Origin of the sequence: Streptomyces sp. NPDC087428 (assembly GCF_044744085.1) — a bacterium.
In the GTDB taxonomy this organism is placed as follows: Bacteria; Actinomycetota; Actinomycetes; order Streptomycetales; family Streptomycetaceae; genus Streptomyces.
Genome location: NZ_JBIUXR010000002.1, coordinates 484,809 through 502,638, shown reverse-complemented (window position 1 = coordinate 502,638; position 17,830 = coordinate 484,809). Strand labels below are relative to the sequence as shown.

The window sequence follows — 17,830 nt, the reverse complement described above, 5'->3', positions numbered from 1 at the left end:
CTGAACACCGCCCGTCCGGCCCCGTACCCCGTCGAGGAGAACCCGAGTGATACGTCCGTCCCCGCGCGTGCCCGCGCGAAGAGCGGCGCCCGCCGCCGTCGTCGCGGCCGCGCTGTGCGCGGCCCTCGTGCCCGCGCTGCCCGCCGCCGCGGCCAGGCCGCCCGCCGCGCCGTCGGACGCCGAGCTGGCCGCACAGCCCGCCCGCCACGATCTGACCCGTGAGCAGTTCTACTTCGTGATGCCCGACCGGTTCGCCAACGGCGATACCGGCAACGACCGGGGCGGGCTGACCGGTTCCCGGCTGGAGACCGGGTACGACCCCACCGACAAGGGGTTCTACCAGGGCGGCGACCTCAAGGGGCTGACGAACAGGCTCGACTACATCAAGGGGCTCGGCACCACCGCGATCTGGCTCGCCCCGATCTTCAGGAACCGGCCCGTGCAGGGCACCGGCAAGGACGCCTCGGCCGGCTACCACGGCTACTGGATCACCGACTTCACCCAGGTCGACCCGCACTTCGGCACCAACGCCGACCTGACGAAGCTGATCGACAAGGCCCACGGCAAGGGCATGAAGGTCTTCTTCGACGTCATCACCAACCACACCGCCGACACCGTCGACTACGCCGAGAAGACGTACGGCTACAAGCCCAAGGGCGCCTACCCGTACCTCGACCGGAACGGCCGCCCCTTCGACGACGCCGCGGGCACGGCGAAGGTGGACGCCGACTCCTTCCCGTACAAGCCGGTCACCACCGGCGGCAAGACGCCGTCCTGGCTCAACGACCCGACGATGTACCACAACCGAGGCGACTCGACCTATGCCGGCGAGTCCACCACGTACGGCGACTTCTCCGGGCTCGACGACCTGTGGACCGAGCGGCCCGAGGTCGTCTCCGGCATGGAGAAGATCTACGAGAAGTGGGTCCGTGACTTCGATATCGACGGCTTCCGCATCGACACCGTCAAACACGTCGACCTGGACTTCTGGACCCAGTGGGCGACCGCGCTCGACACCTACGCCGCCAAGCACGGCCGCAAGGACTTCTTCATGTTCGGCGAGGTCTACTCCGCCGACACCGCGATCACCTCGCCCTACGTCACCCGGGGCCGGCTGGACGCGACGCTCGACTTCCCCTTCCAGGAAGCGGCCCGCCAGTACGCCTCGCAGGGCGCCCCGGCCTCGAAGCTCGCCGCCGTCTTCGCGGACGACTACCGGTACACCACCGACAAGGCCAACGCCTACGAGCAGGTGACCTTCCTCGGCAACCACGACATGGGCCGCATCGGCACCTTCCTCAAGCAGGACAACCCGAAGGCCGGTGACGCGGAGCTGGTGAAGCGGGCGCGTCTGGCCAACGAGGTGATGTTCCTCAGCCGCGGCAACCCCGTCGTCTACTACGGCGACGAACAGGGCTTCACGGGCGCCGGCGGCGACAAGGACGCCCGCCAGACCATGTTCGCCTCGAAGACCGCCGACTACCTCGACGACGACGAGCTGGGCACCGACCGCACGCACGCCTCCGACGCGTACGACACCGAGCACCCCCTCTACCGCTCCATCGCCGCGCTCTCCGAGCTGACCGCGAAGAACCCGGCGCTGCGGGACGGCGTCCAGACCGAGCGGTACGCGCAGGGCTCGGTCTACGCCTTCTCCCGTACGGACCCGGCGCACAGCAACGAGTACGTCGTCGCCACCAACAACGGCGCGGCCGCGAAGACCGTCGAGCTGCCCACCGAGTCCGCCCGGATGGACTTCCGTACCCTGTACGGCGGTTCCGGTACGGTCCGCAGCGGCGCGGACCGGAAGGTCACCGTCACGGTGCCCGCCCTGTCCAGCATCGTGCTCCGCGCGGAGAAGCCGCTCGGCGCCCCCGCCGCCAGGCCCGCGATCTCCCTGAAGGCACCGGCCGCCGGAGCCACCGGCACCGTCGAGCTGACCGCCGACGTGGACGGCGGCTCCCTCGACCGGGTCGTCTTCGCCGCCCAGCAGGGCAACGGGAAGTGGACCACCCTCGGTTCCGCCGACCACGCCCCGTACCGGGTCACCCAGACCATCAGTGCCAAGACCGCCGCCGGAACGCCCCTGCGCTACAAGGCCGTCGTGGTTGACCGCGCCGGGCGCACCGCGAGCGCCCTCGCCTCCTCGGCCGCCGGACAGACACCCGCACCGGCGAAGCCCGTAGCCGTCGAACGCGACTACGCAGTCATCCACTACAAGCGTGCCGACGGCGACTACGACGGCTGGCAGGCCAGGTCCGGCGACACCACCGCGGACTTCACCGGGCGGGACGCCTACGGAGCCTTCGCCTGGATCAAGGTGCCCGAGGGCGCCGACTCGGTCCCGTACACCGTCGCCAGGGGCGGCGCCGCCGACGGGCCGGAACGTTCCGTCGACCTCGCGAAGACCGGGCAGGTCTGGATCGCCCAGGGGGAGGACGGCCAGTCGGCCACCGCCCCCGACGGCGCCTACCCGCCGCAGGACACCGGCAAGGCCGTCCTGCACTACTACCGGGCCGACGGCGACTACGACGGCTGGGGGCTGCACACCTGGACCGGCGCCAAGGAGCCGACCGACTGGGCCAAGCCGCTCCAGCCGGCCAAGAAGGACGCCTCCGGCCTGACGTTCGAGGTCCCGCTCACCGACGGGGCCACCTCGCTCAGCTACATCCTGCACCGGGGCGACGAGAAGGACCTGCCCAGCGACCAGTCCCTCGACCTCGCGAGCAACGGCCACGAGGTGTGGATGCTCGGCGGCACGGCCGGCTATCTGCTGCCGCAGACCGGCGCCGCCCCCACCCCCGACCTGACGAAGGCCGAGGCGCAGTGGATCGACTCCGACACCGTCGTCTGGAAGGTGAAGACCACCGACGCCACCAGCCAGCAGCTCGTCTACGCGTCGAACGGCGGTATCTCCGTCGTCGACGGCGCACTCTCCGACGAGGGCCAGTGGCTGCGGCTCAGCCCGTCCGCGCTGACCGACGCGCAGAAGGCGAAGTACCCGCACCTCAAGGACTACCCCGCGTTCACCGTCGACGCCCGTGACCGGGACAGGGTCCGCGAGGCGCTGCGCGGCCAGCTGATCGCCACCCAGCGGGCGGCCAACGGCGCCCTGCTCGCCGCCACCGGCGTACAGAGCGCCGGGGTGCTCGACGACCTCTACGGGACGAAGGCGAGCAGCGCCTCGCTCGGACCGGTCTTCCGGCACGGCACCCCGACCCTGTCCGTCTGGGCGCCCACCGCCCGCGGCGTCTCGCTCGAACTCGGCGGCCGTACCGTCCCGATGCGGCGCGACGACCGCACCGGCGTCTGGTCCGTCACCGGGAAGCGGGACTGGAACGGCAAGCCCTACCGGTACGTGGTGGAGGTCTGGGCGCCCACCGTCCAGAAGCTCGTCACCAACAAGGTCACCGACCCCTACTCCACGGCACTGACCACCGACTCCGCCCGGAGCCTCGTGGTCGACCTCGACGACGCCGGGCTCGCGCCCAAGGGCTGGAGCGGGCTGCGCAAGCCCGCCGCGGTGCCGCTGCGGAACGCCCGGATCCAGGAACTCCAGATCCGTGACTTCTCGATCGCGGACCCCACGTTCAGGCACCCCGGCGAGTACCTGGCCTTCACCGACACCCGCTCCGACGGGATGAAGCACCTCAAGCAGCTCGCCGACTCCGGCACCGGCTACGTCCACCTGCTGCCCGCCTTCGACATCGGCACCATCCCCGAGAGGAAGAAGGACCAGCTCAAGCCCGCCTGCGACCTGTCCGCCCACGCCCCCGACTCCCGGGAGCAGCAGGCCTGCGTGGCGAAGACCGCCGCGAAGGACGCGTTCAACTGGGGCTACGACCCGCTGCACTACACCGTCCCGGAGGGCAGTTACGCCTCCGACCCGGACGGCACCCGGCGCACGGTCGAGTTCCGGCAGATGGTGCAGGGGCTGAACGGCGCCGGTCTGCGGACCGTCATGGACGTCGTCTACAACCACACCGTCGCCTCCGGCCAGGACGACAAGTCCGTCCTCGACCGGATCGTGCCCGGCTACTACCAGCGGCTGCTGGAGGACGGCACCGTCGCCACCTCCACCTGCTGCGCCAACACCGCACCCGAGAACACCATGATGGGCAAGCTCGTCGTCGACTCGGTCGTCACCTGGGCCAGGGAGTACAAGGTCGACGGCTTCCGCTTCGACCTGATGGGACACCACCCCAAGGCCAACATCCTGGCCGTCCGCAAGGCCCTGGACGCCCTGACCGTCGCCAAGGACGGCGTCGACGGGAAGAAGATCATCCTGTACGGGGAGGGCTGGAACTTCGGTGAGATCGCCGACGACGCCCGCTTCGTCCAGGCCACCCAGAAGAACATGGCCGGCACCGGCATCGCCACCTTCTCCGACCGGGCCCGCGACGCGGTGCGCGGCGGCAGCCCGTTCGACGAGGACCCCGGCGTGCAGGGCTTCGCCACCGGCCTCTACACCGACCCCAACACCTCCACCGGGAACGGTACGAAGGCCGAGCAGAGGGCCCGGCTGCTCCACTACCAGGACCTGATCAAGGTCGGGCTCACCGGCAGCCTCGCCGGCTACACCTTCACCGACAGCTCCGGCAGCACGGTCAAGGGCTCGGACGTCGACTACAACGGAGCCCCGGCCGGATACGCCGCGGCCCCCGGCGACGCGCTCGCCTACGCCGACGCCCACGACAACGAGACGCTGTACGACACCCTCGCCTTCAAGCTCCCGGCGGGCACCCCGGCAGCCGACCGGGCCAGAGCGCAGGTCCTGGCCATGGCGACGGCCACCCTCTCGCAGGGCCCCTCGCTCTCCCAGGCCGGTACCGACCTGCTGCGCTCCAAGTCCCTGGACCGCAACTCCTTCGACAGCGGCGACTGGTTCAACGCCCTGCACTGGGACTGCCGCGCCGGCAACGGCTTCGGCCGCGGACTGCCGCCCGCCGCCGACAACGAGGACAAGTGGCCTTATGCCGAGCCGCTGTTGACCAACGCCACGATCAGCCCGGGGTGCGCACAGATCAACGGCGCCTCGGCCGCGTACCGGGACCTGCTCACCATCCGCGCCACCGAGAAGGACTTCGGCCTCTCCACCGAGGGGCAGGTGCAGTCCGCCCTCTCCTTCCCGCTCTCCGGCAAGGACGAGACCCCCGGGGTGATCACCATGCGGCTCGGGAAGCTGGTGGTCGTTCTCAACGCGGCCCCCGGCGCCACCACCCAGAAGATCGCTTCCCTCGCGGGCAGGAACTACGCCCTGCACCCCATCCAGGCTGCGGGCGCGGATTCTACCGTCAAGAAGTCGACGTACGAGCGGAGTTCGGGAAGTTTCACCGTCCCGGGTCGCACTGTGGCGGTGTTCTCGTTGCACTGACCGCAACAGGTCTACCGTGAGGCCAGCCGCCGGGGAGAGTCGCACCGCCACACTCCCGGGCGCGCCCTCCCACTCCACCCGGCCGGGTCCCGGCCCCCGCCCCGTACGCACCGGCAGCCGCGCCGTCGGCCCGCCGGTGCCGTACCGGGCGCGGGGGCCGGGACCCGGCCTCTCCACCTGTTCAGCGACGGTGACGATGGTGAGCTACATCCCCGAGGAGACCACGAGCTTCGTCGGACGCAGGACGGAGCTGGGCCGGATCGAACGCGCCCTCGCCACCCGCCGGCTGACCACGCTCACCGGCGCGGGCGGGGTCGGCAAGACCCGGCTGGCGGTCCGCGCGGCCGGCCGCGCGGAACCCGGGTACCGCGACGGCGTCTGGTGGGCCGACCTCGCCCCGCTCCACGACGACGGACTGCTCCTCGCCACCGTCTCCGACGCCGTCGGGCTCAGCGACCACACCCTGCGGATGCCCATGGACGTGCTGTGCGAGTGGCTCGCCGACAAACAGCTGCTGCTCGTCCTGGACTCCTGCGAACACCTGCGCCCCGCCTGCGCCCACCTCCTCGGCGAGATCCTCACCACCTCACCCGGACTCACGGTGCTCGCCACCAGCAGACAGCCGCTCGGCATCAAGGACGAGCAACTGGTCGAGGTGGAGCCGCTCCCCGTCGACGGCGCCGCCGACGCCCTCACCCTGTTCCGGGACCGGGCCACCGCGGCCGCCCCCGGCACCGCGTTCGACGCCTCCGGCACCGCCGCCGCGGCCGCCGAGATCTGCCGCCGGCTGGAAGGCATCCCGCTCGCCATCGAACTCGCGGCGGCGGGCACCGGGCGGCACACCGTCGAGCAGATCGCCCTGCGGATCGGCTCCCGCCTCGATCTCCTCGCCGACGCGTCTATCCGGCCGCATCGCCACCGCACCCTGCGCACCACCATCGGCTGGAGCCACGAACTGTGCACCCCGCTGGAACGGCTGCTCTGGGCCCGGCTGACCGTGCTGCGCGGCGACTTCGACGAGGCCACCGCCCGCGAGGTCTGCGCCGGGGGACCGCTCACCGGGGACGGGGTCCACACGGCGCTGCGCGGGCTGGTGGCCAAATCGGTCGTCGTGCGCGACGGCCCGCGCCACCGGATGCTGGACACCATCCGCGAGTACGGCCGGATGTGGCTGGCCGAACTCGGCGAGGAACGCGCCGCGGCCGACCGGCACGCCGCCTGCTTCCTGCAACTGGCCCGCAGCGCCCACGCGGGCTGGACCGGCGACGACCAGATCAGCTGGTACCACCGCATCGCCGACACCCACGCCGACCTGTGCGCGGCCCTCGACCACCTGCTCGCCCACGACACCGCCGCCGCCCAGGAGATGGCCGGCCGGATCGGGTTCTTCTGGTGCTGCTGCGGACACCTGCCGCAGACCCGCGGCTACGCGCAGCGCGCCCTGGACCTCGGCCCGGCCCAGGGCCCGCACCGCACCCGGGCCCTGTGGGTGCTCGGCATCTGCGTGATGCTCCAGGGCGACTACCCGGCCGCCGAGCGGATCGGTGCCGAGTGCGTACGGGCGGCGGCCGAGGACGGGTCCGACGAGGGCATCCTCGCCGCCGCGTACCTGCGCGGCCTCACCCATCTGATGGTCGGCCGGCCCGAGCTGAGCCTGCGCGAGGCGGACCGGGTGCTGCGCAGCACGGAGGCGAGCACCACCCCGCTCGAATCCGCCTACCGGCTGCGCTGCCACCTGATCACCGTCTTCGCCCTCACCAGCCTCGGCCGGCTGGACGAGGCCGCCGCGGCCGCGGCTGTCCTGCGCGCGGCCTGCGAGGCCATGGACGAGTGCTGGACCCGCAGCTACGTCGACTACCAACTCGCGCTGATCGCCCTGCTCCAGGGCCGCGCCGACGCGGCCGCCGCACACGCCCGGTCCATGCTCGTCGGCAAGCACCGGCTCCGCGACAGCTTCGGCATCGCGCTCGGCCTCGACATCCTGGCCGCCGCGGTCGCCGCCCAGGGCGAGGGCGCCCACGCCGCCCGGGTGTACGGCACCGGGCAGCTCTACTGGCGGATGGTCGGCCACCCGCAGCGGGGCACCCCGGAGCTGGGCCCGCTGCGCGAGGCCTGCGAACGCCAGGCCCGCGAGGCCGTCGGTGACGCCGCCTACCAGCGGGCCTACGAGCGGGGCCGGGCGGACAGCGCGGAAGCGGGTCTGGCGCTCGCACTCCACGGCGAACTGCTCACCTGAGGCCTCTCGTCCGGATCATGCCGGATCAGGGAGCGGGCCCGGCTTGTGCGCCTGCCCCGCTCGGGGAAGAGTGGGGCGGCCACCACCCGCGCCCCGCCCAGGAGACCGCCATGCCGCAGATCACCGTCGACTACTCCGCCGAGCTCGACGAGACCTTCGACTTCCAGGGCTTCGCGGGGGCGCTGCACCCGCTGATCGCCGAGACGGTCAGTACCAGGACCGCCGCCTGCAAGACCCGCTTCCGCCAGGTCGCGGGGACGGCGGTGGCGGACGCCCCCGACGGCGACGCGATCGTGCACATCGAGATCGCGATGCTGGCCGGCCGCACCCCGGAGCTCAAGGCGCAGCTCGCCGAATCCGTACTGGAACTGCTGGCCGGCCACATCCGGCCGGCCGAGGGGCTGACCCTGCACCTCTCCGCCGAGACCCGTGACCTCGACCCCTCCTACCGCAAGCGCTGAGCCGGTCCCGCTACGCCGGCCGCTGCGGGGGCACGGCCGGCACGGCGGGCGCCAGCGCGGAGAGCCGCACCAGCAGGTCCCCGAACGGCCCGTCCGCCGGCTCCTGCGCGAGGACCCGCAGCACGATGCCCGCCATCTCCGCGTTGTACGCGGCACTCACGGCGATCAGCGCCGCGAAGTCGTGCACGAGCTGCAACTCCAGCTCGGCGCGCGGGATGTGCCGCCCGTCCAGCCAGATCAGGGCCGTCGACTCGGCCAGCGACACCCAGGACCGTACGACCAACTCCAGCCGGGCCGGGGGCTTCTCGACCCCCAGGTGGGCCAGGATCTGTTCGCAGGCCGCCTGCCGCACCCCGTCGATCATCGCGTTCGCCGTCGACGAGCCCACGGCCGGGCCGCCCCGCATCAGCGCGGCGAACCCCGGGCCGTGTTCTTCGACGAAGTCGAAGAACCGCTCCATCACCCGCAGCAGCCGTGCGCCCAGGGGGCCTTCGCGCGGTTCCAGGAACCGGGTCGCCAGCTCGTCGGCCGCCCGCCGCAGCGCCGCCTCGTACAGGCTCTGCTTGCCCGGGAAGTAGTGGTAGACCAGCGGCCGCGAGATCCCGGCGGCGGCGGCGATCTCGTCGATCGACACCTCGTCGGGGGAGCGGTGACTGAACAACTCCAGCGCGACACCGATCAGCTGCTGCCTGCGCTCCTCGACGCCCATCCTGCGCCGTACCCCGGTCGTCATGGGGAACAGCGTACCGACCGGCGCGCCCGGGGCGCGGCGCGCGGGTCCGTTCCCGGCCGCCTACAGATCGAGCACCAGCCGCTCGCCCCGGCACCGCGACACGCAGATCAGCATCGAGTCCCGCCGCTCGGAGTCCGTGAGCAGATCGTCCCTGTGGTCCACCTCGCCCGCCAGGACGCGCTGTTGGCAGGTCCCGCAGAAGCCCTGCTCGCAGGAGTACGGGACGTGCGGCAGCTCCGCGCGCACGGCGGCCAGCACCGACCGGCCCGCCGCCACCCGGACCGTGCGGCCCGAGCGGCGCAGCTCCACCTCGAAGGCCGCGGAGCCGGTGGCGTCCGGGGCCGTCGCGGAGAAGCGCTCCAGGTGCAGGGTGCAGCCGGGCGGGAGCGCGGCGGCGACGGCCTCCATCAGGGGCTCGGGACCGCAGCAGTGGACCGCCGTGCCCGCCGCCGCGTCCGCCAGTGCCGCGGCGACGTCCGGGTGGCCCGCCTCGTCCTGCGGTACGACGGTGACCCGGCCGCCGTCCGCGTCCAGTTCCCCGATCTCGTCCAGGAACGGCATCGTCGCCCGGCTGCGGCCCCCGTACAGCAGCCGCCAGTCCGCTCCGGAGGCGGCGAGCGCGCGGAGCATCGGCAGGATCGGCGTGATGCCGATGCCGCCCGCTATGAGGACGTACGCGGGGGCGTCCGCCAGCGGGAAGCGGTTGCGCGGGCCGCGGATCTCGACCTCCTCGCCCTCGCGGAGCCGTTCGTGCACCTCTCTGGAGCCGCCCCGGCCGTCCTCGGCGAGCCGGGTCGCGACGGTGTACGAGTCCGGGTCGGACGGGTCGCCGCACAGCGAGTACTGGCGTATCAGTCCGGACGGCAGCACCAGGTCCAGATGGGCGCCGGGCTGCCAGCGCGGCAGGCCGGAACCCTTCAGGCGGAGCAGCACGACCCCGTCGGCGGGAGTGGACCGCTCGGTGACCAGCAGCCGCAGGCCGGTGGTCGAGCGGCGCCGCGAGTGGCCGGAGACGGGCTCCTCAAGGGCGGGCAGCGGCCACAGCGGGGACTTCTCTATGCGCCGGCGCATCGCCCGCTTGGCGAGCAGCGCGGCACCGGCCACCACGACGGCGGTCCGCAGCCGGGGGAGGGGCAGGGGCATGGTCAGCCGGCTTCCGTGGTGCGGGCCTCCGCGGCGACCGCGGCGGGCGAGTGGGCGAGGTAGTCGACGGCCTGCGCCGTACTGCCCTCCTGGGTGGGGTGGTAGCCGCGGCTCAGATAGCGCGGGATCGACCGCAGCATCGAGGGCGTGCTGGGCAGGGTGCCGAGCCTGCCGCCGCGGTAGAACTGCCGGAACGACGCCTTGCCGTCCAGCAGGCTGGGGTCGTTCTCCATGAAGAACCGGGCGCCGCGCTGCCAGAGGAAGGCCAGGGCGGAGAACGCCGTCGCCCAGGTCCGCACCCGCCGCCGGTATCCGCCGTCGACGTGCATGAACACATCGAAGGCGACCGACCGGTGCTCGACCTCCTCCGCGCCGTGCCAGCGCAGCAGATCCAGCATCGTGGGGTCGGCGCCGCGCCGGTCCAGCTCCTCGGCGTTCAGTATCCAGTCACCGAGGAACGCGGTGTAGTGCTCGATCGCCGCTATCGTCGCGACCCGCTCCATCAGCCACCACGTGCGCGCCCGCCCCGGCGGCAGCGTCCGGTCGCCGAGCAGCTTCTCGAAGAGCCAGTCGACCTGGGCCGTGTACGGCGTCGGGTCGAGGCCCAGGTCTCTCAGGTGCGGGAGTACGTCGTCGTGGGCCTGGGAGTGCATCGCCTCCTGGCCGATGAACCCGATGACGTCCTGGCGCAGTTGCTCGTCATGTATGTACGGAAGCACCTGGCGGTAGACGTGGATGAACCAGCGTTCCCCGGCCGGGAGCAGCAGATGGAGCACGTTGATGGTGTGCGTGGTGAACGGGTCGCCCGGCACCCAGTGCAGGGGCGTCCTGTCCCAGGCGAAGGAGACCCGGCGGGCCTTGAGCGCGATCCGCTCCGACGCGACCGCCGCTGGCTGCGTGTTAGACATGTTGTCAATGTACTGAGGGGTAGGCCAGGGGAACAGGGGCCTGCGGCGAATTCCTGAGCCCGTCCCCACCGGCCCGCGCTCACCGCAGTGCCCCGACCCGGCTGCCGTCCGCCAGCTCCCCGTCCAGATCCGCCCGGTCGCCCGCACCGGCGGGCACCGCGAGCAGCCGCCCCCGCGTGCTCCCCGTCACCCCGCCGGACGTGGTCAGCGAGGTGAACTGCTCGCTGCCCGCCGCGAGTACGTACCACCGGCCGCCGCGCGACTTCCACAGCACGCCCGCCAGTACCCGCGGCATACGGGGCCCGCACGCGGGGGAGTCCTCGGAGCGCGCCGCGACGGCTCCCCGCGGACGGCTTCCCGGCGGTCGCGCGGACGGCTCCTGGAACTGGGCGAGGACCCGGCTCCCGGTGCCCCGCCAGGTCTCCGCCCGGGTGCACAGCCACTGCGCCGAACCGCTCCCCTCGGGCAGCGGCTGCGTCGCGTACGTCCAGGAGTTGACCGACCGCACCCCGTGCGAACGTACCGCGGGCAGCAGGCAGGCGGTCCGCTCCCAGCTCCCCAACTCGGCCCGCCCGGACACGTCGTGCGGTTTCGAGGGCGGGCCCGAGGTCAGCCGGGCCGGGGCGAGCTCACCGAGATCCGTCATCAGGCGCACCGCCGTGCCGTCGGACAGTTCGACCGCGTCCCAGGACCGGCAGCCGCCGGCCCCCGGACCGGTCAGCGCGTCGGTCACCCCGTCCGGGGAGCGGTGCAGCGGGCGCGGCGCACGGTCCGGCGCGAGCAGATCCCGTACCGACACCCGCCGCACCCAGGGCGCCGTCAGATAACGGACCCGGCCCCCCGCGCGGTCCACCACCAGGGCGCCCGACGACGTCGCGTCCGCCCCGTCGACCCGGGCGAAGTCGAGCGCCGCGCCCTCGGACGGATCGGCGTCACGGGGCTCCGCGTACCGCACGACGCGCAGCCCGTCGTGGAACAGCACCACCGCCGACGCGCCCACCTCACCCGCGTACAGCAGCTGCGGGGCCCCCATCGGCGGCCCCGTGGGCGTCCGCGGCGTCGCCGACGTCCGCACCCCGCTGCCCGGCCGCGCCCACACCGTCAGCGCCCGCCGCAGCAGCCGGGTGTCCTCGGCGCGGTCGCCCCGGGTGGGCCAGGCGGTGAAGTCGGTACGCGGCGAACGCCGCCAGAACGACGCCGTCACCACCCGCAACGCCCCCGGATCAAGGGCCTCCTCCGCGGCCGGATTGCGCGCGTACGGCGGCGCGGCCGGCCCCGCGCGCCCCCAGCCGCCGCCCGGCAGCCCCAGCAGCGCCCCGCACACCACGAGCGCCGCGGCGGCGGCCAGCGAGGCCCGCGCGTATCTGCGGCGGCGCGGCAGATCCGGCGGCCTGGCCTGGAGCGAGCACGGGTCGAACTCGGGCGAGGAGAGCAGCGCGTACGGCGCCGGGACCCCGTCCGCCTCCCGCAGTGCCGCGTGCGGGTCCGCGACCCCCGCGGCGGCCAGCTCCCGCCGGACCTCGCAGTCCGCGAGCGACTCCAGGCCACGCAGGACGAACGCGGCGCGCGCCGGTCCGCGGAGCTCCGACAGCCGCTGCTCCAGGGCGAGTTCGTCGGCGCCGCCGGAGTGCGGGAACAGCCGGAGCCCCCAGACCAGCGGCAGGACGGGCGGCAACGGGGCGCGCCCGGTCCGCAACCGCAGCCGCAGCGGTGTCCCCGCCGCCAGCGCGCCGCGCAGCACCTGCCCCCGGACGTACGCGTATCCGGGCCCGGCGGTCTCCGCCCGGCCGGGGCGGCGCGCCGGCGGGACGCCCGCGCCGTCCGCCGGACCGGCCCTGTGCGCGGACTGCAGGGAGCGCTGGGCCAGGGCGTGGGCCGCGAGAACGCGCCGCGAGCGGCCCAGCGAGGGCGGCAGGACGAGATAGCCGAGCCGGACCAGTCGCGGGTAGTGCTCGACGAGCGAGGCCTCGTTCTGCTCCGCATCGACCGGGGCGGCTGACGGTACCTCTGGCAGTGGGCGCACGTTCAGCTGAACGAGCGAATCGTGCGATGGTCACTCCGGGCGGACCCGTCCGGTGCCGTCGCCGCGCGGGCCACGGGCCCCGCGGCGGTCCGGGTCCTTGGCCCGAATTGCGCCGAACTCTCAGGCGAACCGGGCCAGTTGCGGATCGGCGGGCGCCGCCGTCATCCGGTTGGCCAGGGTCGACATGGTGTAGGCGCCGATCCCCAGCACCACTTCCAGCGCGTTGCGGGAGGTGTAGCCGTGCGCCAGGAACGACCGGAGCGTGTCGTCGTCCACGGCGCCGCTCGACTCGATCACGGCGAGGGTGAACCGGCGTACCGCCTCCAGGCGTTCGTCCGGCAACGGGCTCCCGCCGCGCAGGGCGGCGATGAGTCCGCTGTCCGCGCCGAGGGCGGTGAGTCTCGCGGTGTGCATCGCCACGCACAGGTGGCAGCCGTTACGGGTGGCCACCGTCATGATCAGGGCCTCGCGGGAGAGCGGGTCCAGGGTCGTCGACTCGAAGAGCGCGCTCATCTTCAGGAAGCCGTTGAGCAGCTCCGGCGAGGAGGCGAGCAGACCGACGGCGGCGGGCTGATAGCCCTGCTTCGCCGCCACGGCCGCCATCGCGGGGCGTGAGGCGGCGGGGGCGGATTCGAGGCTGTGCTCGGGGAAGAGGGGGGAGTGGTCGGGGGAGACGGGTGCGGGCATGGCTGACCTCTCGCGGTAAACTCGACAACGTGATTGACGAAAAGGTAAACCAGGTTGTCGAGTTCCGCAATGGCTGAGCGCACGGGAGCGGCCGCTCCGGGCTTCGAGCTGCCCCTGCTGCTCTTCGCCGGCTTCCGGTCGATCATCGACGAGCTCCACCGCGAGCTGGCCGAACAGGGCCACCCCGAGGTGCGGCCCGCGTACGGCTACGCACTCCAGGCGGTGGGCCGCGACGGGGCGACCGCCAGTGAGATCGGCCGGCGGCTGGGGGTCTCCAAACAGGCCGCCGGGAAGACCGTCGACCGGCTCGAACACCTCGGCTACGTCGAGCGCGCCGACGATCCCCAGGACGGCCGCCGCAAACTCGTCCGGCTCTCCCCGCGCGGGATCGACGTACTGGTGCGCTCCGCCGAGGGCTTCGACCGGCTGCGCGCCGCATGGGTCAGGGCGCTCGGCGCCGAACGGGTCGCCGCCCTGGAGGCCGACCTGCGCACCATGGCCTCCGCGGACGCCTTCCGGCTCGACGCGACGAGCTGGTTCAACGGCTGACCGGATTCGGTGAGGGCTTGGACTTTGCGGACGAGAGATAGGACGTATCTGGCGGGCACCCTTCCCGTGGGCCACTCGGTGCGGCAACATGCACGCGTCGGTACCCAAGAGATCCGACCACTCGTGGTCGAGAATGGGAGGGAACCATGGCACGACGCACCCATGTCCTCAGCGCGTTCGCACTGGCGGCCGCAGCCGCGCTCATCCCCGTACAGGCCACGGCTCAGCAGACCGCACGGCCCGCTGCCCCCTGCGGCGGACCGGTGAGACCCGCGTCGCAGATGACGGTCGAGGCGTGCGACAGCCCGGAGCGGATCATCGAGAAGGCCGCGAACATCGTCCCCACTCCGGGCCAGCTGGCCTGGCAGCAGCGGGACGTCACCGCCTTCACGCACTTCGGGATGAACACCTTCACCGGCCGCGAGTGGGGCTCCGGCACGGAGGACGAGAAGCTGTTCGCGCCGAAGAGCATCGACGCCGACCAGTGGATGCGCGCCTACAAGGCCGCCGGTATCAAACAGGTCATGCTCACCGTCAAGCACCACGACGGCTTCGTCCTCTACCCCAGCCGCTACACCGACCACTCGGTCGCCCTCAGCCCCGGCAGCCCCGATGTCGTCGCCCTCTATGTGAAGGCCGCCCGCAAGGCGGGCCTCAAGGTCGGCCTCTACCTCTCGCCCTCCGACGGCGCGGAACTCCCGCACGCCTGGCACGCCGAGTGGGTCGAGGAGATCCGGGCCAAGCAGGCCGAGGGCAAGCCGCTCAGCCTGCCCGAGAAGATGGCGCTGGAGGACGGTGACCGCGCCCCCGCCGGCCAGGGCCGCTTCGGCAACGGCAGCGCCGTCACCGAGCGCACCATCCCCACCCTCGTCCCCGGCGACGACCGCGCCGCCCGGGTGAGGAGCGGCAAGCTGCCCACCTTCAAGGTGCGGGCCGACGACTACGACGCGTACTACCTCAACCAGCTGTACGAGATCTTCACCCAGTACGGCCCGGTCGAGGAACTCTGGCTGGACGGCGCCAACCCCTGGTCCGGCTCGGGCATCACGCAGAAGTACGACGTCAAGCAGTGGTTCGACATGGTCAAGGCGCTGTCGCCGAACACCGTCGTCTTCCAGGGCCCGCAGGGCGTCCGCTGGGTCGGCAACGAGTCCGGCGTCGCCCGCGAGACCGAGTGGAGCGTCACCCCGCACACCACCGACCCGTGGACGGGGCTCGGCAGCCTCCCCAACGACTCGACCGACCCCGACATCGGCTCCCGGGCCAAGCTCCTGGACCCGGCGATCAACTACCTCCAGTGGTACCCGGCCGAGGCCGACGTCTCCAACCGCCCCGGCTGGTTCTACCACCCAGAGGAGAAGCCCAAGACGGCCGCGCAGCTGATGGACCTGTACGAGAAGAGCGTCGGCCGCAACGCCTCGCTCCTGCTCAACGTCCCGCCCGCGCCGGACGGCCGGATCGCCGACGAGGACGTCGCGTCGCTGACCGCCTTCGGCACCGGTCTGCGCAGGGTCTACGGCGCCGATGTGCGCAAGCGGGGACCGGGGCCCTACACCTTCGACCGGGTCGCCGTCCGTGAGGACATCCGGCACGGACAGCGGGTGGAGAAGTTCGCCGTGGAGGCCCGGATCGACGGGACGTGGCAGCGGATCGCCGACGGCACCACCATCGGGCACGAGCGCATCCTGCCGCTGTCCGCGGCCGTCACCGCCTCGGACGTCCGGGTCAGGGTGCTGGAGTCCAGGGCGAAGCCGTACCTGGGCGCCACGACACTGCACCTCACCACCGCGCCCGTCACCCCCTAACCGCGGTCGAGATACGCCAGTACCGCGAGAACGCGGCGGTTGTCGTCGTCGGAGGGCGGCAGGCCGAGCTTCCCGAAGATGTTCGAGGTGTGCTTGGCCACCGCCCGCTCCGTGATCACCATGTGCGAGGCGATCGCCGCGTTCGAACGGCCCTGGGCCATCTGCTCCATGACCTCCCGCTCACGCGGCGTCAGCCCGCCCATCGGCTTGTCCTGCGAGCGCCGCGACAGCAACTGCGAGATCACCTGCGGGTCCATCGCGGTGCCGCCCGCCGCGACCCGGCGGACCGCGTCGATGAACTGATCGGCGTCGAAGACCCGGTCCTTGAGCAGATAGCCGATGGCGCCGTTGCCGTCCGCCAGCAGCTCACGCGCGTACAACTGCTCGACGTGCTGGGAGAGCACGAGCACCGGCAGGCCCGGTCTCGCCCGCCGGGCCGCCAGCGCGCACTGCAACCCCTCGTCCGTGTGGGACGGCGGAAGCCGGACGTCGACAACGGCGACGTCCGGCTTCAACTCGGCGAGGGCTCTGGTCAGTTCGGGTCCGGTCTCGACGGCGGCCGCGATCTCGAAGTCGTACGCCTCCAGCATGCGCACCAGGCCGTCGCGCAGCAGGAAGAGATCTTCGGCTAGGACAACTCGCAAGGGATCTCCATGGTCACCATGGTGGGACCGCCCGCGGGGCTGCTGACGGCCATGATGCCGTCGAATGTACCGAGCCGGCGTTCGACCCCGCTCAGGCCGGAGCCCGAACCGGTCGTCGCACCGCCCTGCCCGTTGTCCGTGACGGAGATCCGCAGCATCCCCTCGGCATCGTGCAGATCCACCCAGATCCGGTCGGCGCCCGAGTGCTTCGCGGCGTTCGTCAGGATCTCGCTGACCGCGAAGTACGCGGCCGACTCGACCGGCGCCTCGGCGCGGCCGCTCAGCTCCACGTCCACCTCGGTCCCGATCGGCATCCGCAGCGCCAGCGCCTTGACCGCGTCCCCGAGCCCGCGCTCGGCCAGGACCGGCGGATGGATGCCCCGCACCAGGTCGCGCAGCTCCGTGAGCGCCTCCGCGGACGACTCACGGGCCATCGCCAGGAGCTTCTTCGCCTGCGCCGGGTCCTTCTCGACCAGCGCCTCGATGGTCCCCAGGTTCATGCCCATGGCGACCAGCCGGGCCTGCGCGCCGTCGTGCAGATCGCGCTCGATGCGCCGCAGCTCGGAGGCGGCGGTGCCGACCGCCTCGTGCCGGGTCTCGGTCAGCCGGTCGATGCGCAGGGCCAGTTCCTGTTCATGGGTGGGGGCCAGCACCGAGCGCGCGATCACGAAGTGCGCGTGCAGCAGCCGCTCGCTCAGCAGCACCCCGGTCGCGAAGAGCGCCACCCCGAGCCCGGCGGCGGCCAGCGCCGTCGCCTGACTGTCCACGGGGACGAACCCGTACCAGTACCGGTCGTCCGTGAAGACCCGCCACAGCCCCGCCGCCAGGACGAAACCCTCCACCGGGTAGATCATCAGCGCCGCCGCCAGGATCGACACCACGTAGCCGGCCGTCATGTCGACCAGGAGCCACTGCATGTCCCGCCAGGTCGCCGGGTCCTTCAGCAGCACCCCGGTCCGCTCCACCTGCCCGGTGAACCCGCTGCGGACATCCTCCGGGAACGGCCGGTACGGCACCGGGATGCGGACGTCCGACCAGGTGATCGCCAGCAGCCGGCGCTGATTGGCGTGCTTGCGGACCGCCGACAGCACCCACGGGGTGGTCACCAGGCCGATCCCCAGCGGGATGAGGGCGATGGAGGTCACCGCCAGCACGAACAGCGTGACCGAACCCACGATCGAGGCGAACGACAGCGCCAGCCCCCGCCCGGCCGCCAGCAGCGCGCCCCTTGTCCGTCCGTGCGGCGTGTTCATATCGGTCCCTCTTC

At 72.5% G+C, this 17,830-nt stretch carries 12 protein-coding genes; 5 read left to right on the top strand and 7 right to left on the bottom strand.

Going from position 1 to position 17,830, the window contains the following annotated elements:
- Positions 1 to 46: 46 nt before the first annotated feature.
- From pulA to ACIO3R_RS05970, 3 genes are all read left to right on the top strand, one after another.
- Complete coding sequence (gene pulA / locus ACIO3R_RS05980; protein ID WP_402103690.1) at positions 47 to 5,374, top strand: pullulanase-type alpha-1,6-glucosidase; 5,328 nt, start codon at positions 47 to 49, stop codon at positions 5,372 to 5,374.
- A gap of 196 nt (positions 5,375 to 5,570) precedes the next feature.
- Complete coding sequence (locus ACIO3R_RS05975) at positions 5,571 to 7,610, top strand: ATP-binding protein (protein ID WP_385035654.1); 2,040 nt, start codon at positions 5,571 to 5,573, stop codon at positions 7,608 to 7,610.
- A 110-nt stretch (positions 7,611 to 7,720) separates the two neighbouring features.
- On the top strand, positions 7,721 to 8,071 hold the full coding sequence (locus tag ACIO3R_RS05970) for a 5-carboxymethyl-2-hydroxymuconate Delta-isomerase (RefSeq protein WP_402103685.1): 351 nt from the start codon (positions 7,721 to 7,723) through the stop codon (positions 8,069 to 8,071).
- Positions 8,072 to 8,081: 10 nt separating this feature from the next.
- Here the strand turns inward: ACIO3R_RS05970 and ACIO3R_RS05965 are convergent, their stop codons facing one another.
- From ACIO3R_RS05965 to ACIO3R_RS05945, 5 genes are all read right to left on the bottom strand, one after another.
- Positions 8,082 to 8,804: a TetR/AcrR family transcriptional regulator gene (locus tag ACIO3R_RS05965; RefSeq protein WP_402103682.1), complete on the bottom strand. Its 723-nt coding sequence runs from the start codon at positions 8,802 to 8,804 to the stop codon at positions 8,082 to 8,084.
- Between the two features lie 60 nt (positions 8,805 to 8,864).
- The gene (locus tag ACIO3R_RS05960; protein ID WP_402104225.1) at positions 8,865 to 9,941 is read right to left on the bottom strand and encodes a PDR/VanB family oxidoreductase; all 1,077 of its coding nucleotides are present in this window, start codon (positions 9,939 to 9,941) and stop codon (positions 8,865 to 8,867) included.
- Positions 9,942 to 9,949: 8 nt separating this feature from the next.
- Positions 9,950 to 10,855: a metal-dependent hydrolase gene (locus tag ACIO3R_RS05955; protein ID WP_402103680.1), complete on the bottom strand. Its 906-nt coding sequence runs from the start codon at positions 10,853 to 10,855 to the stop codon at positions 9,950 to 9,952.
- 79 nt (positions 10,856 to 10,934) lie between these two features.
- Positions 10,935 to 12,878 carry a hypothetical protein gene (locus ACIO3R_RS05950; RefSeq protein ID WP_402103677.1) on the bottom strand — a complete coding sequence of 648 codons (1,944 nt, stop codon included), beginning with the start codon at positions 12,876 to 12,878 and terminating at the stop codon, positions 10,935 to 10,937.
- A 120-nt stretch (positions 12,879 to 12,998) separates the two neighbouring features.
- On the bottom strand, positions 12,999 to 13,565 hold the full coding sequence (locus ACIO3R_RS05945) for a carboxymuconolactone decarboxylase family protein (protein WP_402103675.1): 567 nt from the start codon (positions 13,563 to 13,565) through the stop codon (positions 12,999 to 13,001).
- Between the two features lie 69 nt (positions 13,566 to 13,634).
- On the opposite strand from ACIO3R_RS05945, the gene ACIO3R_RS05940 reads away from it, so the two are divergent.
- Together ACIO3R_RS05940 and ACIO3R_RS05935 are read left to right on the top strand one after the other, a co-directional pair.
- Positions 13,635 to 14,114: a MarR family winged helix-turn-helix transcriptional regulator gene (locus tag ACIO3R_RS05940; protein ID WP_402103672.1), complete on the top strand. Its 480-nt coding sequence runs from the start codon at positions 13,635 to 13,637 to the stop codon at positions 14,112 to 14,114.
- 146 nt (positions 14,115 to 14,260) lie between these two features.
- Entirely contained in the window at positions 14,261 to 15,919 is a 1,659-nt protein-coding gene (locus ACIO3R_RS05935) for an alpha-L-fucosidase (protein ID WP_402103670.1), read from the top strand.
- Here the strand turns inward: ACIO3R_RS05935 and ACIO3R_RS05930 are convergent.
- Together ACIO3R_RS05930 and ACIO3R_RS05925 are read right to left on the bottom strand one after the other, a co-directional pair.
- The gene (locus tag ACIO3R_RS05930; protein ID WP_145763137.1) at positions 15,916 to 16,563 is read right to left on the bottom strand and encodes a response regulator transcription factor; all 648 of its coding nucleotides are present in this window, start codon (positions 16,561 to 16,563) and stop codon (positions 15,916 to 15,918) included. The genes ACIO3R_RS05935 and ACIO3R_RS05930 overlap by 4 nt on opposite strands.
- A complete protein-coding gene (locus ACIO3R_RS05925; protein WP_385035636.1) occupies positions 16,548 to 17,816 on the bottom strand; it encodes a sensor histidine kinase in 1,269 nt (422 codons plus the stop codon). Before ACIO3R_RS05925 ends, ACIO3R_RS05930 begins: the two co-directional genes overlap by 16 nt.
- Positions 17,817 to 17,830 lie beyond the last annotated feature (14 nt).

Excerpts from the sequence above, each read along its gene's own strand:
- ACIO3R_RS05935 (WP_402103670.1), top strand. The coding sequence starts at position 14,261 with ATGGCACGACGCACCCATGTCCTCAGCGCGTTCGCACTGGCGGCCGCA.
- ACIO3R_RS05975 (WP_385035654.1), top strand. The coding sequence starts at position 5,571 with ATGGTGAGCTACATCCCCGAGGAGACCACGAGCTTCGTCGGACGCAGG.
- ACIO3R_RS05945 (WP_402103675.1), bottom strand. The coding sequence starts at position 13,565 with ATGCCCGCACCCGTCTCCCCCGACCACTCCCCCCTCTTCCCCGAGCAC.
- ACIO3R_RS05940 (WP_402103672.1), top strand. The coding sequence starts at position 13,635 with ATGGCTGAGCGCACGGGAGCGGCCGCTCCGGGCTTCGAGCTGCCCCTG.
- ACIO3R_RS05970 (WP_402103685.1), top strand. The coding sequence starts at position 7,721 with ATGCCGCAGATCACCGTCGACTACTCCGCCGAGCTCGACGAGACCTTC.
- ACIO3R_RS05965 (WP_402103682.1), bottom strand. The coding sequence starts at position 8,804 with ATGACGACCGGGGTACGGCGCAGGATGGGCGTCGAGGAGCGCAGGCAG.
- ACIO3R_RS05925 (WP_385035636.1), bottom strand. The coding sequence starts at position 17,816 with ATGAACACGCCGCACGGACGGACAAGGGGCGCGCTGCTGGCGGCCGGG.
- ACIO3R_RS05955 (WP_402103680.1), bottom strand. The coding sequence starts at position 10,855 with ATGTCTAACACGCAGCCAGCGGCGGTCGCGTCGGAGCGGATCGCGCTC.